Source organism: Streptomyces sp. SKN60 (assembly GCF_026236535.1).
Classification (GTDB): domain Bacteria; phylum Actinomycetota; class Actinomycetes; order Streptomycetales; family Streptomycetaceae; genus Streptomyces.
On the sequence record NZ_JAHTMW010000021.1, the window covers coordinates 81,450 to 98,634 of the forward strand.

The window sequence follows — 17,185 nt, forward strand, 5'->3', positions numbered from 1 at the left end:
GCCACGATGAGTACCGACTCCGCCCCCGACGACGACTCCGGGCCGGGCCGCCACTTCGAGCCCGACCTCCGGTCGATGACCCGGATCAACCTGCGCCCCATCGCGTCGCCCATGCCGCTGGGCTTCTTCACGATCGCCATCGCCTCCGTGATGACGGGCTGCCTCCAGCTCGGGATCTTCGAGGAGGAGGCCCGGGCCGCCGTCGCATTCTGCGTGCTGCCGGCCTTCGTCCTCCAACTCCTGGTCAGTTTCCTGGCCTTCGGAGCCCGTGACGTGATCGCGGCGACGCTCATGGGCATCTTCGCGGGCAGCTGGTTGGCCTACGCCCTGGTGATGTTCAGCGGCACGGCGGACGGCCTGCGCGTCCTCGGCGTGTTCAACCTGGCGCTCCTCTGCTTCGGGGCGCTGATGACCGCGGTGACCCGGCCCAAGCGTGCGCTGTGGCTCGTCCTCGCGGTCTCCCTGCCCCGCTGGGCGGCCACCGGCCTGTCGGGTCTCACCGGCGCCGAATGGCTCACGCGCACGTCCGGTGCGCTCGGCCTCGCGGTGGCGCTCGTCGCGATGTACACGGCGTTCGCCCTGATGCTCGAGGACATGCGCAGCGAGCAGGTCCTGCCCATCGGCCGCAGCGGCCCCGCCCACCTCGCCGTGGAAGGCGACCTCGCCGTCCAGCTCCGCAACCTGGAACGCCAGGCGGGCGTGCGCCGCACCCTCTGATCGCAGCCACCGACCCCGTCACACCGCGACCGCACAGGAGCGCCCATGGAACCCCAGGTCATCGACCGGCCCGAGAAGTCCCGGTACGAGATCCTCGCCGGCGACGACGGCACCGAGACCGCCGGCTTCGCCGAGTACCACCTCTCCGAGGGCGAGATCGCCTTCATCCACACCGAGATCGATCCCCGCTTCGGCGGCCAGGGCCTGGGCGGGCTGCTCGCCCGCGGCGCCCTCGACGACGCACGGGCCCGTGGGCTCCACGTCCTGCCGTACTGCCCCTTCATCCGGGGCTGGATCGGCAAACACCCGGAGTACGCCGACCTGGTACCCGAGGCGCGTCGCGCCCGATTCGGCCTGTGAAGCACCCCACATTCACCTTCCCCGTCCCAGCACCGAGGAGTTCCCCATGCCCCGACACGCCCGCCCCACCGTCGTCCTGGTCCACGGCGCCTTCGCCGATGCCTCCAGCTTCGCCCGCGTCATCCCCGAACTGACCGCCGTCGGCCTGGAGGTGGTGGCTCCGGCGGTGCCCAACCGCAGCCTCGTCGACGACGCCGCGTACATCGCCTCGGTGGTCCGTGCGGTCGAAGGCCCCGTGATCCTGGTGGGGCACTCCTACGGCGGCGCCGTCATCACCCTCGCCGGCGCGGAGGACAACGTCCGCGCCCTGGTGTACCTCGCGGGATACGCGCTCGAGGAGGGCGAGAGCCTGGGCGAGCTGCAGGGCGGCTTCCCCGATTCCGGTCTCGCCGACGCGCTCGTCTACACCCCGTTCCCGGTGGCCGGCTCCACCGAGACCGGCACCGACGTCTCGGTGGCGGTCGACCGGTTCCCCGATCTGTTCGCGGCCGACGTCGAGCCCCAGCTCGCCGCGGTGCTCGCCGTCTCCCAGCGCCCCCTGGCCGCGCGGGCCTTCGCAGAGGCGGCGCCGGTCGCGGCGTGGAAGACCAAGCCCTCGTGGGGCCTGGTGGCCTCCGCCGACCGCACGATCAACCCCGATGTGGAGCGTTTCGGTTACCAGCGCGCCGGCATGACCACCGTCGAGGTCGACTCCTCGCACCTGGTCATGCTCGCCCAGCCCAAGGCCGTGGCGGAGCTGATCCTGGACGCCGCCCGGTCCACGGGGCACTGACGCTGCGCTTGAACTTCGAACGATTGGTCTATGTCGTTCGAACCCGGTAGCTTTCCGAAACGCCCGCCGAGAGCATGCGGCGGGCGATCGGAGGAAGCACACCCATGAGGTTCGGCGCGAGGCTCGCGCTCGCCGTGATCACCCTCGCCGTCACCGCCACCGCCTGCGGCACCCCGCAGGACAGCGGTTCTCAGTCGCACGTCACCGCGGACTGCGCGCCGTACGCCCGGTACGGCAAGCACCCCGGCACCGAGGTCACCGTGTACGCGGAGAACCGGGACCGGGAGGCCGATCTGTTCGAAGAGACCTGGGCGGACTTCGCGGACTGCACGGGAATCGACGTCCAGTACGAGGGGGACGGGGAGTTCGAGGCCCAGATCCAGCTCCGGGTCGACGGTGGAAGCGCCCCTGACGTGGCGTTCTTCCCCCAGCCGGGGCTCATGGGACGCTTCGCGCGAGCAGGGAAGCTCAAGCCCGTGAGCGCCGGCGTCGCTGCTCTCGCGAAGCAGGGCTGGTCGGCGGACTGGAACAGCTACGCCACCGTGGACGGCACCCTCTACGGCACTCCGCTGGTCGCGAACGTGAAGTCGTTCGTCTGGTACTCCCCGAAGTTCTTCCGGGACAAGGGACTGAGCGTTCCCCGCACGTGGACCGAGCTGATGGCCGTCACCGAGAAGGTCGCGGCGTCGGGCGTCAAGCCGTGGTGCGCGGGCATCGAGTCCGCCGAGGCGACCGGCTGGCCCGTGACGGACTGGATCGAGGACGTCCTGCTGCGCCAGCAGGGCACGGACGTCTACGACCAGTGGGTCGCCCATGAGATCGCGTTCAACGACCCGCGGGTGATCAAGGCCATGGACACCGTGGGGTCCGTCCTCAAGAACGACCGGTACGCCAACGGCGGTTTCGGTCCGGCCCGGTCGATGGCGTCGATCTCCTTCCAGGAGGCCGGCACACCGATCCTCTCCGGCGACTGTGCGATGCACCGTCAGGCGTCGTTCTACGCCGACATGTGGCCGAAGGGCACCGAGATCGGACCGGACAAGGACGTCTACACCTTCCTCCTGCCGGGAGTCGATGCGGCCAGCCGCCCTGTACTGGGCGGTGGAGTGTTCACCGCGGCGTTCGCCGACCGCCCCGAGGTGCGGGCGTTCCAGGAGTACCTGGCCTCCGCCGACTTCGCGAACGCGCGGATGAAGAAGGGCCCGTTCGTCTCGGCGAACAAGGGCGTGGATCCGGCGAACGCCGCGACCCCGGTCGATGGACTCTCCATCCAGTTGCTCCAGGAGCCCAATACACAGTTCAGGTTCGACGGTTCGGACCTGATGCCGGCGTCGGTCGGCGCCGGCACGTTCTGGAGGGGAGCCGTCGACTGGATCGGCGGCGCGAGCACCCGGCAGGTCGCCGACTCCATCGAACGGTCCTGGCCGAGCCACTGATGTCGTTCGACGCCGTCGCCCAGCAGCCCAAGCTGCTGTACCTGCTCCAGGGGGTCGCAGCCTTCGCGGCGGTCGTCTCCCTGATCCTCCTCGTACTGCACCGGGGGCCGGTACGGAGGAGGGCCGCGGCCCTGATCCTGCTGGCCCCCGCGCTGCTGCTGCTCACGATCGGTCTCCTCCTGCCCGGTCTGCGCACTCTGGCGCTGTCGTTCACCGACAGCGGCGGAGACACGTGGGCCGGATTCGACAACTACGTGTGGATGTTCACCGACCACCGGGCGCTGGTGGCGCTGCGCAACACCCTGGTGTGGGTGGTCCTCGTGCCGCTGACGTCCACCGCGGTCGGTCTGCTCTACGCGACGGCCGTCGCACGGTCGCGGTTCAGAACGTTCGCGCTGTCCCTGGTCCTGATGCCGATGGCGATCTCCTTCGTCGGTGCGGGTGTCGTCTGGAAGTTCGTCTACGCCTACCGTCCAGCCGAGGCCGGGCAGATCGGGTTGCTGAACCAGCTCGTCGTCGCGTTCGGCGGCGAACCGAGGCAATGGCTCGTGGACTCTCCCTGGAACGTCCCGTTCCTCATCGTGGCGATGGTGTGGACACAGGCGGGCTTTGCGGCCGTCCTGCTGGCCGGCGCGATCAGGGCCGTACCCGCGGAGCTGACCGAGGCGGCCCGACTCGACGGCGCGTCCCCCGGGCAGATCTTCCGGCGGATCACCCTGCCGTCGATCAGGCCCACGCTGCTCGTCGTGCTCCTCGCCCAGGCGATCGGCACCTTCAAGGCCTTCGACATCGTCAAGACCATGACCGGCGGACAGTTCGACACGGGCGTCATCGCACACGCCATGTACGACCAGGCCTTCCGCTACGGCGAGACGGGCCGCGGCGCGGCGCTCGCCGTGCTCCTCTTCCTCCTCGTCACCCCCTTCGTCGCCCACCAGGTCCGGGCGCAGCGGAGGACGGGGTGAACGGCGTCCGGGAGCGTCTGTCCTCCCGCGCCCTCACGTCGATCGCCGTGGTGATCGCGGTCCTCTGGACGACACCGACCCTCGGCCTCCTGCTCTCCTCGTTCCGCCCCGGGGAGGAGATCAAGACGACGGGCTGGTGGACCGTCTTCGGTACGCCGCACCTCACGCTCGACAACTACGGAGAGGTGCTCTCCGGCGGTGCGAACGGGTCGGGACGGCTCGCGGAGTACTTCGTCAACTCCGTCGTCATCACCCTCCCCTCGGTGCTGTTCCCGCTCGTCCTGGCCTTCTTCGCGGCGTACGCGCTGGCCTGGATCGACTTCAGGGGGCGCGATGCTCTCGTCGTCGGCATCTTCGCGCTCCAGGTCGTGCCGCTCCAGATGGCGCTCGTTCCTCTCCTGAAGCTCTTCTCCAAGGGCTGGCTGTTCCTGCCCGCGTGGCACCTCGCCGGTCCCGCGCGGTTCGGCCAGGTCTGGTTCGCCCACACGGTCTTCGCGCTGCCGTTCGCGGTGTTCCTCCTGCACAACTTCCTGGCAGCGCTGCCCCGGGACCTGATCGAGGCCGCCCGCGTCGACGGCGCGTCGCACGGGACTCTGCTGCTCCGGATCATGCTGCCGCTGGCCCGCCCGGCCCTGGTCAGCTTCGCCATCATCCAGTTCGTCTGGGTGTGGAACGACCTCCTCGTGGCACTGACACTGTCGGGCGGAACGGCCGAGACCGCTCCGATGACGGTCAGACTGGCGAGCCTGGCCGGGACCTACGGCAACGAGTGGCAGCGGCTCACCGCGGGAGCCTTCGTGGCCGCGCTCGTCCCGCTGCTCGTCTTCTTCTCCCTCCGTAGGCACTTCGCACGGGGACTGCTCGCCGGATCGGTCAAGGGATGAGCCCCGACCGGCCCGACGAGCAAGGCGTGGCGACGGGGCTGAGCCGACCCGGCCTTCGCGGCCGCGAAGCCGAGCTGGAGCAGCTGCGCGCCCTGGTCGAGGCGGTGCGCGACGGTGAGGGAGGCGCGATCGCGTTGCTCCTCGGCGAGCCCGGGATCGGGAAGACCTCGCTGCTCCAGGAGGCCCTCTCGCTCGCACGGGCCCAGGGATTCCTCGTCAGCCACGGACGCGCCGAGGAACTGCACGAGCTGGCACCGCTCGCCTCACTGGCCTCGGGCCTCGTGCACGGTGACCCGCCGCTGCTCTCGGGCACGGACTTCGCGGACCTCGCCGGCATCCACGACCAGCGCATCTGGCTCGTCGAACGACTGGCCCAGCTGATCGAGGAACGCTCGGCGGGCACACCCGTACTGATCGCGGTCGACGACGTCCAATGGGCTGACCCGCTGAGCCGGTTCGCCCTGAGCGTCCTGCCGGCACGGCTGCTCAGCTCCCCGGTCCTCTGGCTGCTCACGGGCAGGGAGGACCCGGAACTGTACGGGCAGGGGCCGCTGACGACGACCCTCCCTCTGCGGCCGCTGTCCGAGACGGCCCTGGCCGAGCTGGCACGTGACGTCCTCGGCGGGGACGCGCCGGCGCAGGTCGAGGAGCTCCTCGACGGGGCCGGCGGCAACCCCTTCCTCGCGGCCGAGATGCTCTCGGGCATTGCGGCGACGGGCGTGGACCGGCCGGAACCGCCCGAGCCGCTGGTCCTCGGGGTACGCGGCCGACTGGCCGGCCTCCGGCCGGACACGCTGCACTTCCTGCGGATCGGGTCGGTCCTCGGCCGCGCGTTCTCGCTCGCGGACGCCGCCGCCCTGTGCGGCCGGCCCGCCTCAGGACTCAGCGCCGAAGTGGACGAGGCGATCGCCGCCGGCCTCCTCCACGACGACGGTGAACGCCTCCTGTTCCGCCACGACCTGCTCCGCCAGGCGGTGTACGCCGACCTCGCCCCCTCCGTACGCCGGGCACTGCACCGGGAGGCCGCGAGCCGGCTCGTCGCGGCGGGCCGGAGCTCCGCCGACGCGGTCCCGCATCTGCTGAAGAGCGCCGAACCCGGCGACATGGAGGCGATCGGACTCCTCGGCACAGCCGCCGAGGACGTGATCGCCGTGATGCCCGACCTCGCCGCCGACCTGGCCGTACGCGCCCTGGAACTCGTACCGCCCCGTGCGCCCATGGCGTACGACGTGGGGGAGCAGGCCATCGTCGCGCTGACCCGCGCGGGCCGGTACACGCAGGCACGGGACACCGGCGACGCGCTGCTCGCCCGGCAGCCGCCCCTGGACGTCTTCGCCCGCCTGCAGTCCGTACTCGGCGACACACTCTGGCACCTCGACGACGTCCCCGAGCTGACCCGCCGCACGACGACGGCGCTGGCAGCCGTCACCGACCCGGCGATCCGGGCCCGGCTGACTGCCCGGCATGCCCTGGCCCGGTCACGCGGGAGCGACCTCGGGGCCGCTCGCGAGACCGGGGAACGGGCGCTCGCCGAGGCGGAGCGAGCAGGCGACCGGGAGGCCCGCGTCCTCGCACTGTGGGGTCTCGGCGAGATCGCCCTCAACGCGGGCGACTGCGCCGCCGCCGTCGAACACCACACGGCACTGAGCGTGTTCGACTCGGCCTTCCTTCCCGAGGAGGCCGTCGCCCTGATCCACATGGACGACTTCGACGCCGTACGGCGACTGCTCAGAACGGCGGACGACGTTCCCCTGCGCCCCGCCATGCTCATCTGGGCCCAGGGAACCCTGAACATGGGGCTCGGGCGGCTCGACGACGCGGACGCCGACTTCGTCACCGCCGAGCGTCTCGAAGCGGACCTCCACGTGCCCGGCAACCTGGTCAACATCCGCGTCAACCGCGGCCTCCTCGCGATGCTGCGCGGCGACCGCGAGGCCGCGCGGGAACACCTGGACGTCGTGCGGGCGACCGTGGCCGACCGGCCGAACACGGGCAACCACGCCACGCACCGGTACTTCGAGGCCGTCGTCGCCGACGCCGACGGCGACCACACGGCAGCGGCCGAACTCGTCCGGTCGGTGCAGCGCGACCACCCCTTCCTCCGGTGGCGGCTTCTGCGCCCCCATGTCGTCCAGGCCGTGCGGATCGCCCTGCGTGGCGGGGACCGGAAGCTGGCCGGGGACCTCGCGGCCCAGGCCGCCGCACACGCCACCCGCAACCCCACCGTGCCGACCGCCCAGGGGACGGCCGCCCACGCGTCCGCCCTGGTGAACACCGACCACGGACTCCTGGAGCGGGCGGTGGGCCTCCTCCTCGACGGCCCCCGGCCGCTGTCCCTCGCCGCCGCATCCGCCGACCTCGGGCGCGCACTTCTGGCCTCGGACGCCGCCGCCGCGACACTCGCCCTGACCAGGGCGCACGACCTCTACGCCCAGGCCGGGGCCGACGCCGAGGCCGACCGGGTCCGGGCCGAACTGGAACGGGCCACACGCCGCCCCGGTCGGCGCACCGGACGCCTCAGGCCGCGCACCGACCAGGGCTGGGACGCGCTCACGGCCTCGGAACGGAAGGTGGCCCGGCTGATCGCCGCGGGTCACACCAACCGGTCGGCCGCGGAGGCCCTCGTCGTCTCCCCGCACACGGTCAACACCCATCTGTCGTCGATCTTCCGCAAGCTCGCGGTACGTTCGAGGGTCCACCTGGCCCGGATCGTCCTGGCGGAGGACGACAACGGAACGGCCACCGACGGCTGAGCGCGACCTCTGCGCTCCCGTGCAAGGTGTGGTGCGCGGTACGGCAACAGGACACGCGGGGCCGGTCCTAGCGTGACGGGCATACCGCGCCGCTTCGACGCGCGGACCAGTCCACCCGAAACGAGGGAACAACCATGCCGTACATCACCGTGGGCCAGGAGAACACCACCCCCATCGAGCTGTACTTCGAGGACCAGGGCGCCGGGCAGCCCGTCGTCCTCATCCACGGCTTCCCGCTCGACGGCCACTCCTGGGAGCGCCAGAGCGCCGCTCTGCTCGACGCCGGCTACCGAGTGATCACGTACGACCGCCGCGGCTTCGGGCAGTCCTCCCAGCCGACCACCGGCTACGACTACGACACCTTCGCCGCCGACCTGAACACCGTGATGGAGACCCTCGACCTGAAGGACGCCGTCCTCGTCGGCTTCTCCATGGGCACCGGCGAGGTCGCCCGCTACGTCGCCACGTACGGCTCCGGCCGCGTCGCCAAGGTCGCTTTCCTAGCCTCGCTCGAGCCCTGCCTGCTCAAGAGCGACGACAACCCGGACGGCGTCGCCCCGAAGGAGTTCTTCGACGGCGTCGTGGCCGCCGTCAAGGCCGACCGGTACGCCTACTACACCGCCTTCTTCAACGACTTCTACAACCTCGACGAGAACCTGGGCAGCCGCATCAGCGAGGAGGCCGTCCGCAACAGCTGGAACACCGCGGCCCGCGGCGGCTCCTTCGCCGCCTCCGCCGCGCCGGCCACCTGGTACACCGACTTCCGCGCCGACATCCCCGCCGTCGACGTGCCGGCCCTGATCCTGCACGGCACCGCCGACCGCATCCTGCCCGCCGAGGGCACCGCGCGCCCCTTCCACAAGGCGCTCCCGTCGGCCGACTACGTCGAGATCGAGGGCGCCCCGCACGGTCTGCTGTGGACCCACGCCGAGGAGGTCAACACCGCCCTCCTCGCCTTCCTGGCGAAGTGACACCGCACCGTTGACCGGCCGGGTGACGTCGGAGCCCCGGCGTCACCCCGCCCCCGGTTTCCCCGGGTCCCCCGGCTTCCCGGCGCGGGAACCGGACGAGCTCAGGAGAGCAGACACCCCATGCAGTTCGGCATCTTCACCGTGGGGGACGTGACCCCCGACCCCACCACCGGCCGCACTCCGACCGAACACGAGCGCATCAAGGCGATGGTCGCCATCGCGCTCAAGGCAGAGGAGGTCGGCCTTGACGTCTTCGCGACCGGCGAGCACCACAACCCGCCGTTCGTACCGTCGTCACCGACCACCATGCTCGGCTACATCGCGGCCCGCACCGAGAAACTGATCCTGTCCACGTCCACGACGCTGATCACCACCAACGACCCGGTGAAGATCGCCGAGGACTACGCGATGCTCCAGCACCTGGCCGACGGCCGGGTCGACCTCATGCTGGGCCGCGGCAACACCGGCCCCGTCTACCCGTGGTTCGGACAGGACGTCCGCCAGGGCATCAACCTCGCCAAGGAGAACTACGCGCTGCTGCGCCGGCTGTGGCGCGAGGACGTCGTGGACTGGGAGGGCTCGTTCCGTACCCCGCTCCAGGCTTTCACCTCGGCACCGCGGCCCCTGGACGGCGTCCCGCCCTTCGTCTGGCACGGATCCATCAGGTCCCCCGAGATCGCGGAGCAGGCCGCCTTCTACGGCGACGGCTTCTTCCACAACAACATCTTCTGGCCGGCCGACCACACCCGGCGCATGGTGCAGCTGTACCGGCGCCGGTTCGCGCATCACGGTCACGGCCGGCCGGAGGACGCCGTCGTCGGCCTGGGCGGCCAGGTCTTCATGCGGAAGAACTCCCAGGACGCCGTACGGGAGTTCCGGCCCTACTTCGACAACGCGCCGGTGTACGGCCACGGCCCGTCGCTGGAGGACTTCACCGAGCAGACCCCGCTGACGGTGGGCTCTCCCCAGCAGGTCATCGAGCGGACCCTGTCGTTCCGGGAGACCGTCGGCGACTACCAGCGCCAGCTGTTCCTCATGGACCACGCGGGCCTGCCCCTGAAGACCGTCCTCGAACAGCTCGACATCCTCGGCGAGGAGGTCGTGCCCGTGCTGCGGAGGGAATTCGCCAACGGACGTCCGGCCGACGTGCCGGAGGCCCCCACGCACGCGTCCCTGCGAGCCGTCGGGGAGGTGTCCGCCGCGTGAAGCTGATCGTCGTCTCCGCCGGGCTGAGCACCCCCTCCTCCACCCGCCTGCTCGCGAACCGGCTGACCGAGTCGGCCCGCGACGAACTCACCGTCCGGGGGCACGAGGCGTCGACGGAGGTCGTGGAGCTGCGCGAACTGGCCGGCGACATCGCCAACCACCTCGTGACCGGGTTCCCACCGCCGCGACTGTGCGCCGCGATCGACGCGGTCACGGCGGCTGACGGTCTGATCGTCGTGACCCCCGTGTTCGCGGCCTCCTACAGCGGTCTCTTCAAGTCCTTCTTCGACGTGATCGACCCGGACGCCCTCTCCGGGAAGCCGGTCCTGATCGCGGCGACGGGCGGCACGGCCCGTCACTCCCTGGTACTGGAGCACGCCGTCCGCCCGCTCTTCGCCTATCTCCGCGCCGTCGTCGTCCCCACCGCCGTGTTCGCTGCCTCCGAGGACTGGGGCTCGGGGGGAGACGAGTACACCGACGGCCTGCCCGGCCGCGTCCACCGGGCGGGCGCCGGACTCGCCGCGCTCATGGCGGCCCGCCCGGTCGGGGAAGAGCCCGAGGACGACGTCACCGTCCTCGAACGGCAACTCGCCGACCTGCGCTTCGACTGAGACGGGCCCCGGGCCTGGCGACGCCGGGGTGGTTCACATGGTTCATACTGTTCCGCCGTATGAGCGTGAACCGAGTGACGACAAGGACCGTGCCCGAGCACCTCGACGGCGTTCGGACACCCCTCCGGGGCAGGGACGCCGAACTGGCGTTCATCGAGGAGCGGCTCGACGCGCTCGGCCGGGGCGAGGGCGGGATCGTCCGCGTCGAGGGCCCCGCCGGAATCGGCAGGTCCAGGATCCTCGCCGAGGCCGCGGCGGCCGCGAGGCGGCGCGGGACGCGGGTGTTCGAGGGGGCGGCGGACCCCGACGAGCAGTTCGTACCGCTCGGCCCGCTCCTCGAAGGCGTACTCTCCGGCGAGGAACCGCTGTCGGGCGCCCAACGTCTCCGGGACCTCGCCACGACACCCGGCCAACGGTTCTGGCTGCTTCAGGAGCTGGGGGACCGCCTGCGGGAGGCGGCCAGGAACGGACCCCTGCTCGTCGTCCTCGACGACCTCCAGTGGTGCGACGACCTGACCCTTCTCACGTTCCACACCCTCGCGGCGGGACTCTCGTCGCACCCGATCCTGTGGCTGGTCGCCGTGCGCGCCGGCAGCGTGCCGTCCAGAGTACGCACCACCCTGGACAGGATCCGTCAGGCGGGCGCACACGAGCTGGTCCTCGAAGCCCTGGAGGACCGTGCGGTCGCCCGGATCGCCGAGGACGTCCTCGGCGATCCTCCCGGCCCGGACGTCCTCCGCCTCGCCCACCGTACCGAGGGGGTGCCGCAGCTGCTGATCGAACTGCTCGGCTCGCTGCGGGAGGAGGCGGTGACGATCGAGAACGGCGCGGCCAGGCTGCCGGCCGGACCCCCCGCCCCACGGGAACTCCCCTCTGTCGTGCGCCGCCTCGACCAGCTGTCCGACGAGGCGCGGGAGCTGGTGCAGACGGCGGCCGCCGTGGGCGGCACGGTCACCGTCGCACTGCTCGCCGAACTGCTCGGCAGGTCCTCGGCGGCGCTCATCACAGCCGTGCGGGAATCCCTCGATGCCGATCTGCTCACCGAGAGCGGCGATCGCCTCGCCTTCCGCCACGACCTGATCCGCGAGGCGGTGGAAGCCGGCCTCCCCCTGCCCCTGCGTCAGGCCCTGAGCCGTCAGGTCGCCGGGCTGCCGCCGGGGAGAGCACCGGCTGATGCCGCGGCGGCCGAGAGAGGGGCGCCGGGGGACGCCGCGGAGGCCGACCGGCTGCGCACCGAAGCGGCGGAACTCGCGGCCACCGCTCCTGGACCCGCCGCGGAGCGCAGCCTCAAGGCCCTGGAACTCACCGCGGCGGACGCTCCGGAGCGTCCGCGGGTCATCGCCGAGACGATCCCGCTGCTCTGGCAGACGGGCCGTGCCGCCCAGGCGCGTGAACTGGGAGCCACCGCCCTGGCGGCCGGCGGACTCGGACCCGAGGACGAGGCGAGCATCCGCCTCGCCCTGGCACGCCTCGCCGTACCGTTCGACTTCTCCGACGCGGTCCGGCAGGCCCGCGCCGGGGCGGCACTGCCCGGGATCTCCCCGACCACGAAGGGGCGACTGCTCGCCATGCTCGCCGTCGGCCTGTCGATGTCGGGCGAACACGCGGCGGCCGAGCAGGTCGCCGCGGAGGCGTGGGAGACTGCGGCGACAGCGGGGGACCGCACCGCCGAGGCCACGCTGACGACCGTCCGCTCGGCCGTCAGCTTCCACCGCATGGACCTGGCCGAAGCGTTCCGGCAGGCCGAGCGGTCCGCCGCGCTGGCCGACGCGCTGGGCGTCAGCACCTCGCTGTGGGTGCCGGAGGCCTTGTGGCACGCCCTCCTGTCGAACACCACCGGACGCACCGCGGAGGCGCTGGCCGTCGCGGAGGAGGGCATCCGGATCTCCAGCGAGCAGGGCCGGACGGCCGCCACCCGCATGTGGCTCATGACCCGCACCCGCATCCTTCTGGAGACCGGACGGCTGTCGGACGCCCGGGCAGACGCCGAAGCCGCGTCCCCCACGGCCGACGATCTCGGCCCGGGCAACCTCGCCGACGTCACGCTCCGGTACGTGATGCTGCGCGTCGCCCTCCACACCGGCGACCGGCAGACCGCAGAAGCGTACGCGGCGGAGGCGAGGCGCATGCGGAGCGACGGCGCACCCGTCGTCCGGCACTTCGGCACCTGGATGCTGGCGCTGATGGCCGACTTCGAAGGCCGGCCCGACCGCGCCATGACCGAACTCGACGCGGTGATGACATCGCCCGCCGCGGACCGCCCCGCCTACGCCGGCCTGATCGATCCGGCCGACGCCCCGGTGCTCGTCCGGCTGGCGCTGAGGGCGGGCGCGCTCGAACGGGCGGCGCAGGCGGTCGCCCAGGCCGAGCGGCGAGCCGCGCTCAATCCCGACCTCACGTTCCTCGCCGCGACCGCCGCGCACGCCCGGGGGCTCCTCGACAACGACCTCGCCCCTCTCGTACGCGCCGTCCGGCTGTACGAGGACTGCCCTCGCGTACTGGCCTGGGCGTCGGCACTGGAGGACGCCGGACGCAAGCTGGCGGCCACCCGCAAGCCCGAAGCGGTGCCGTACTTCGAGAAGGCCCTCGCGCTCTACACACGCGCGGGCGCCGAACGGGACGTCGCACGGTTGCGCCGGCGCCTTCGGGCCGTCGGTGTCCGCCGTCGGCCCTCACCGGCCCGACTCGACGGCGAGTGGCCCGAGTTGACGCCGGCGGAGACACGGGTGGTACGGCTCGTGGCCCGAGGGCTGACCAACCGACAGGCGGCCGAGCAGCTCTCCCTCTCGCCGCACACGGTGAGTTCGCACCTGCGCCGGGCCTTCACCAAGCTGGACGTCCCCTCGCGCGCGGAGCTGACCCGGCTGGTGAAGCTCCGCGACAGCGGAGAGTAGCTGCTTCGTATCACACGTGGCGTCATGGCAATGGACGATTCATGCGATGTGCCGACGTCGTCGTTTCCTCAGACTGATCAAGAATCGCGGACTGCGGAAGTCCGCGTGGGCAGTTGATCGAGAGAGGAACAGCGCATGACCGTAAGGCTCCAGCGAGCCCGCCCCGGCCGCCCCGAGCTCCAGGCACTCGTCGACGAGCTCGCCGAGCCGCTGGTCGTGCCCGAGGAGACGCTGGGGGAGGAGGAGATCGCCTCCATCGCCCGGGCGGCGGACGCCATGTCTGTGTACGGGAAGGAGCCCTTCGGCGCCGTTCTGCGTGGCCTGCGGCAGCGAGGCCGTCTGACGATGGAGGAGCTGGCCGAGGCGTCGGGGGTGAGTGTCCGGGCCATCGGTGACATGGAGCGGGGGCGCAGTCTGGTTCCGCAGCGGCGCACGGTGGTGGCGCTTGCGGAGGGGCTTGGACTCACGGACGACGAGCGGGAGGCGCTGCTGACCACGGCGCGGGCGGCGCGTCCGACGCGCGCGGTCGCGGTGGCGGGAACGGTCGTGCCGCCGCGATCGGTGGGGGACTTCACGGGGCGCGAACCGGAGCTGGCCCTCCTGCGGGTGGCCGCCGAACGCGCCCCGGCCGATGGAGGAGCGTCGGTGTGGGTCGTCTCGGGTCCTCCGGGGTGCGGTAAGACGACACTGGCGCTGAAGGCGGCGGCGGATCTGGCAGAGAAGTTCCCCGACGGCTGTTTCGTGGTGGACCTGCACGGGGTGGACGGCCCCGTGGACGCGGGCGAGGCGCTGCTGAAGCTGCTGAAGGCCCTCGGCGTGTCGGACCGCCGGCTGGCAAAGGAGGATCACCAGGGCCGCGCGGGGCTGCTACGGGCGCTGTTGGGCGACCGCCGGTGCCTGGTTGTCCTGGACAACGCCCGCGAGGAGGGGCAGGTCCGTGCGTTGCTGCCCGCGGGCGGGCGGAGTCTGGTGCTGGTCACCAGTCGGCGCCCCTTGGCCGGCCTTGAGGACGTCGACCGCCTCCCGCTGTCGGAGATGGCGCAGGACGAGGCGGTCGACCTGCTGCGCCGGATCCTGGGCGGGGAGCGCGCGGACGCGGAAGCCGGGGCCGTGGCGCGGGTGGCGGAGCTGTGCGGGCGACTGCCGCTGGCCCTGCGGGTGGCGGGAAACTGGCTGACGGTCCGTTCCGGATGGACCGTCGACCACCTTGTCCGGCGGCTGGCCGACGAGGAACGCCGACTGGGCGCGCTCGCCGCCGGCGATGTACGGGTGGAGGCGGCCTTCGAACTGTCCTACCGCCAGCTGACCGGCCAGGCCGCGCGGATGCTGCGGCTGCTGAGCCTGGTCCCGGGCCCGGACATGACCGCCGCCTATGGCGCCGCACTGACCGCCACCGACGTCTTCGAGGCCGAGGACGTGATGGAGGAGCTCGTCGAGGCCGGTCTGCTGCAGGCCACCTTCACCGGCCGCTACCAGGTGCACGACCTGCTGCGGCTGTTCGCCCGCGCTCGGCTCTCCCGCGAGGAGGAACCGGATGAGCGGGAGGCGGCCGAGGACCGCTTGCGCACCTGGCTCCTCGGGACGGCGGTCGTCGCCGGCCGCTGGTACAAGCCCGAGTACGGGGCGCCGCCGCCCTCCTGGCAAGGGCTTGTTCCGCTGGAGAGCGCCGAGGAGGCCCGTGCCTGGCTGCAGAGCGAAGCCCCCTCCTGGCTGGCCGCGCTGCGCGGCGCCGCTCGTCGGGGTGAGCACGCCCAGGTCGTGGAGACCGCCCATGCCATGGAATGGTTCGTCAACCTGTGGGTCCACTGGGGCCATTGGCCGGAGGTGTTCCGCTTGGCCGTCGTGTCCGCCACCGCGCTTGACGACCCCGACATGCGGGCCTTTCACCTCAACATGCGCTCCTGGTCCCTCTCCTGTGAATCCCGGTACAGGGAGGCCGTCGAACAGGCCACCGAGGGGATGCACTTCGCCCGACTTGCCCAGAACGTTCCCCAACAGGCCTCGGCACTGACGCTGGCGGCATGGGCCCAATCGGAGCTCGGCGAGGTCCAGGAGGCGGCCGACACGTCGCTCGCCGCGATCGGACTCTACGAAGAGACCGACGACCGCGAGGGCTGGCTCGGTGCCATGTTCACCCACGGCACCTCTCTGCGCCTGCTGGGTCGTGCCGAGGAAGCCCTGATCCTGCACCAGCGTGTCATCGCCTTCCTGGACATGCCCGACTGCCCGGTTCGCGGGCGCATCGCCGACATGAACCGCGCCAACACGACTCGCGCACTCGGTCGCGGCTACGCCGAAGCACGGCGGTGGCGCGAGGCGGCCGACCACTATCGCGATGCTCTGGTCCTGTCCACCCGCATCGGCATTCCCCACATCGAGGGCAGCACGTTCGTGAACCTGGGAGAGGCGCTGATCGAACTGGGAGAAACCGAGGAAGCCCGCTCCTGTCTCCGTCAGGCCGTCGCCCTCGGCGACGCGATCGACGGCAAGGACCTGAAGACCGCGCAGAAGCTCCTGGACACGCTCCCCGCGGAATGAGCGCGGCGGGCTCAGCCGCAGTGCCGGTGCAGGGCGACGTGCACGGTGTCGAGAGCCTGGACGAGGGCGGCGCGGGCGGCGTCCGTGTCGCGGAGCGGATCGAGCACCATGAAGTCGTGGATCGTCCCGTGGTACCGCATGGACACCACCGGTACACCGGCCGCCCGCAGCTTTGTCGCGTACGCCTCACCCTCGTCGCGCACCACGTCGGCCTCGCTGGTGACCACGAGCGCCGGCGGGAGTCCGGTGAGCTGTTCCAGGGATGCCCGCAGCGGCGACGCGGTGGCCTGGCTGCGGAGTCGTACGTCGGGCAGGTACTGGTCCCAGAACCAGCGCATGGTCTCGCGGTCGAGGAAGTAGCCGTCGGCGAACTCCTCGTACGAGGGAGTGTCGAGGCCCGCGTCGGTGACCGGGCAGAGCAGCACCTGCTGGAGTAGCCGCACCCCTCCGCGCTCCTTGGCGAGCAGGGTCAGTGCCGCCACCAGGTTGCCGCCCGTCGAGTCGCCCACGGCGGCCATCCGGCTTCCGTCCAGGCCGATTTCGCCGCCTCGCTCGCAGACCCACTTCGCGACGGCGTAGCACTGCTCGACGGCGACCGGATACCGCGCCTCGGGGGCGCGCTCGTACTCGACGAAGACCACGGCCGCGTCCGCGCCGAGGGCGAACGCACGCACCAGACGTTCATGGGTGTCGGCGTCGCCCAGAACCCAGCCGAGACCGTGCAGGAACAACACGACGGGGATCTCGCCGACGCTGTCGGCCGGCCTGACCACCTGCACCCGTACGTGGCCGGTCGGCCCGCCCGGCAGGGCGAACCACTCCGTGGAGACGGCTTCCTCGTCGCGAGGGTCGGGGGCGTCCGTGCCCTGGAGACGTGCGAGGTCCAGACGGGCCCGTTCCTGGTCCTGGTCGTGCGCTGACGGCGGGCAGGTGTGCTGGGACACGAATACCAGAGTGGGGTGGTCCAGGACCGGTCGAGGGGACGAGGGGACGAAGTCGGTCACACACGATCTCCTGCCGAGAGGGGCTGAAGCGGAAGGGCGATTCGGCACACAGGTCCCTGCTCGGGCGGCGGAAC

Annotated in this window: 13 protein-coding genes; 12 read left to right on the forward strand and 1 reads right to left on the reverse strand. The window is 71.6% G+C overall.

The genetic code is table 11. The features are described 5' to 3' along the window. Positions 1-6: 6 nt before the first annotated feature. From KV205_RS29270 to KV205_RS29325, 12 genes are all read left to right on the forward strand, one after another. Complete coding sequence (locus tag KV205_RS29270) at positions 7-717, forward strand: GPR1/FUN34/YaaH family transporter (RefSeq protein WP_265867727.1); 711 nt, start codon at positions 7-9, stop codon at positions 715-717. A 45-nt stretch (positions 718-762) separates the two neighbouring features. After that, positions 763-1,077 carry a GNAT family N-acetyltransferase gene (locus tag KV205_RS29275; protein WP_265867728.1) on the forward strand — a complete coding sequence of 105 codons (315 nt, stop codon included), beginning with the start codon at positions 763-765 and terminating at the stop codon, positions 1,075-1,077. A gap of 46 nt (positions 1,078-1,123) precedes the next feature. Then, positions 1,124-1,849 (forward strand): alpha/beta fold hydrolase, encoded by a 726-nt coding sequence (locus tag KV205_RS29280; protein WP_265867729.1) that lies wholly within the window; start codon positions 1,124-1,126, stop codon positions 1,847-1,849. Between the two features lie 104 nt (positions 1,850-1,953). Continuing rightward, positions 1,954-3,285 (forward strand): extracellular solute-binding protein, encoded by a 1,332-nt coding sequence (locus tag KV205_RS29285; protein WP_265867730.1) that lies wholly within the window; start codon positions 1,954-1,956, stop codon positions 3,283-3,285. Beyond that, entirely contained in the window at positions 3,285-4,250 is a 966-nt protein-coding gene (locus KV205_RS29290; protein WP_265867731.1) for a carbohydrate ABC transporter permease, read from the forward strand. Before KV205_RS29285 ends, KV205_RS29290 begins: the two co-directional genes overlap by 1 nt. Continuing rightward, positions 4,247-5,134, forward strand: coding sequence for a carbohydrate ABC transporter permease (locus tag KV205_RS29295; protein ID WP_265867732.1), 888 nt, complete (start codon positions 4,247-4,249; stop codon positions 5,132-5,134). Before KV205_RS29290 ends, KV205_RS29295 begins: the two co-directional genes overlap by 4 nt. Continuing rightward, positions 5,131-7,887, forward strand: a complete 2,757-nt coding sequence (locus tag KV205_RS29300; RefSeq protein ID WP_265867733.1) for a LuxR family transcriptional regulator — start codon at positions 5,131-5,133, stop codon at positions 7,885-7,887. Before KV205_RS29295 ends, KV205_RS29300 begins: the two co-directional genes overlap by 4 nt. A gap of 134 nt (positions 7,888-8,021) precedes the next feature. Next, positions 8,022-8,858 (forward strand): alpha/beta fold hydrolase, encoded by an 837-nt coding sequence (locus KV205_RS29305; protein WP_265867734.1) that lies wholly within the window; start codon positions 8,022-8,024, stop codon positions 8,856-8,858. Positions 8,859-8,978: 120 nt separating this feature from the next. Then, on the forward strand, positions 8,979-10,064 hold the full coding sequence (locus tag KV205_RS29310; RefSeq protein WP_265867735.1) for an LLM class flavin-dependent oxidoreductase: 1,086 nt from the start codon (positions 8,979-8,981) through the stop codon (positions 10,062-10,064). Further along, a complete protein-coding gene (locus KV205_RS29315) occupies positions 10,061-10,675 on the forward strand; it encodes an FMN reductase (protein WP_265867736.1) in 615 nt (204 codons plus the stop codon). Before KV205_RS29310 ends, KV205_RS29315 begins: the two co-directional genes overlap by 4 nt. A gap of 59 nt (positions 10,676-10,734) precedes the next feature. Beyond that, positions 10,735-13,569 (forward strand): LuxR family transcriptional regulator, encoded by a 2,835-nt coding sequence (locus tag KV205_RS29320; RefSeq protein ID WP_265867737.1) that lies wholly within the window; start codon positions 10,735-10,737, stop codon positions 13,567-13,569. Positions 13,570-13,785: 216 nt separating this feature from the next. Then, positions 13,786-16,107, forward strand: a complete 2,322-nt coding sequence (locus tag KV205_RS29325; RefSeq protein ID WP_265867739.1) for a helix-turn-helix domain-containing protein — start codon at positions 13,786-13,788, stop codon at positions 16,105-16,107. 11 nt (positions 16,108-16,118) lie between these two features. Here KV205_RS29325 and KV205_RS29330 read toward each other — a convergent pair whose 3' ends face one another. Next, entirely contained in the window at positions 16,119-17,051 is a 933-nt protein-coding gene (locus KV205_RS29330; RefSeq protein WP_265867740.1) for an alpha/beta hydrolase, read from the reverse strand. Positions 17,052-17,185 lie beyond the last annotated feature (134 nt).

Coding starts and splice junctions, on each gene's coding strand:
- KV205_RS29270 (WP_265867727.1), top strand. CDS start 7: ATGAGTACCGACTCCGCCCCCGACGACGACTCCGGGCCGGGCCGCCAC.
- KV205_RS29275 (WP_265867728.1), top strand. CDS start 763: ATGGAACCCCAGGTCATCGACCGGCCCGAGAAGTCCCGGTACGAGATC.
- KV205_RS29280 (WP_265867729.1), top strand. CDS start 1,124: ATGCCCCGACACGCCCGCCCCACCGTCGTCCTGGTCCACGGCGCCTTC.
- KV205_RS29285 (WP_265867730.1), top strand. CDS start 1,954: ATGAGGTTCGGCGCGAGGCTCGCGCTCGCCGTGATCACCCTCGCCGTC.
- KV205_RS29290 (WP_265867731.1), top strand. CDS start 3,285: ATGTCGTTCGACGCCGTCGCCCAGCAGCCCAAGCTGCTGTACCTGCTC.
- KV205_RS29300 (WP_265867733.1), top strand. CDS start 5,131: ATGAGCCCCGACCGGCCCGACGAGCAAGGCGTGGCGACGGGGCTGAGC.
- KV205_RS29305 (WP_265867734.1), top strand. CDS start 8,022: ATGCCGTACATCACCGTGGGCCAGGAGAACACCACCCCCATCGAGCTG.
- KV205_RS29310 (WP_265867735.1), top strand. CDS start 8,979: ATGCAGTTCGGCATCTTCACCGTGGGGGACGTGACCCCCGACCCCACC.
- KV205_RS29320 (WP_265867737.1), top strand. CDS start 10,735: ATGAGCGTGAACCGAGTGACGACAAGGACCGTGCCCGAGCACCTCGAC.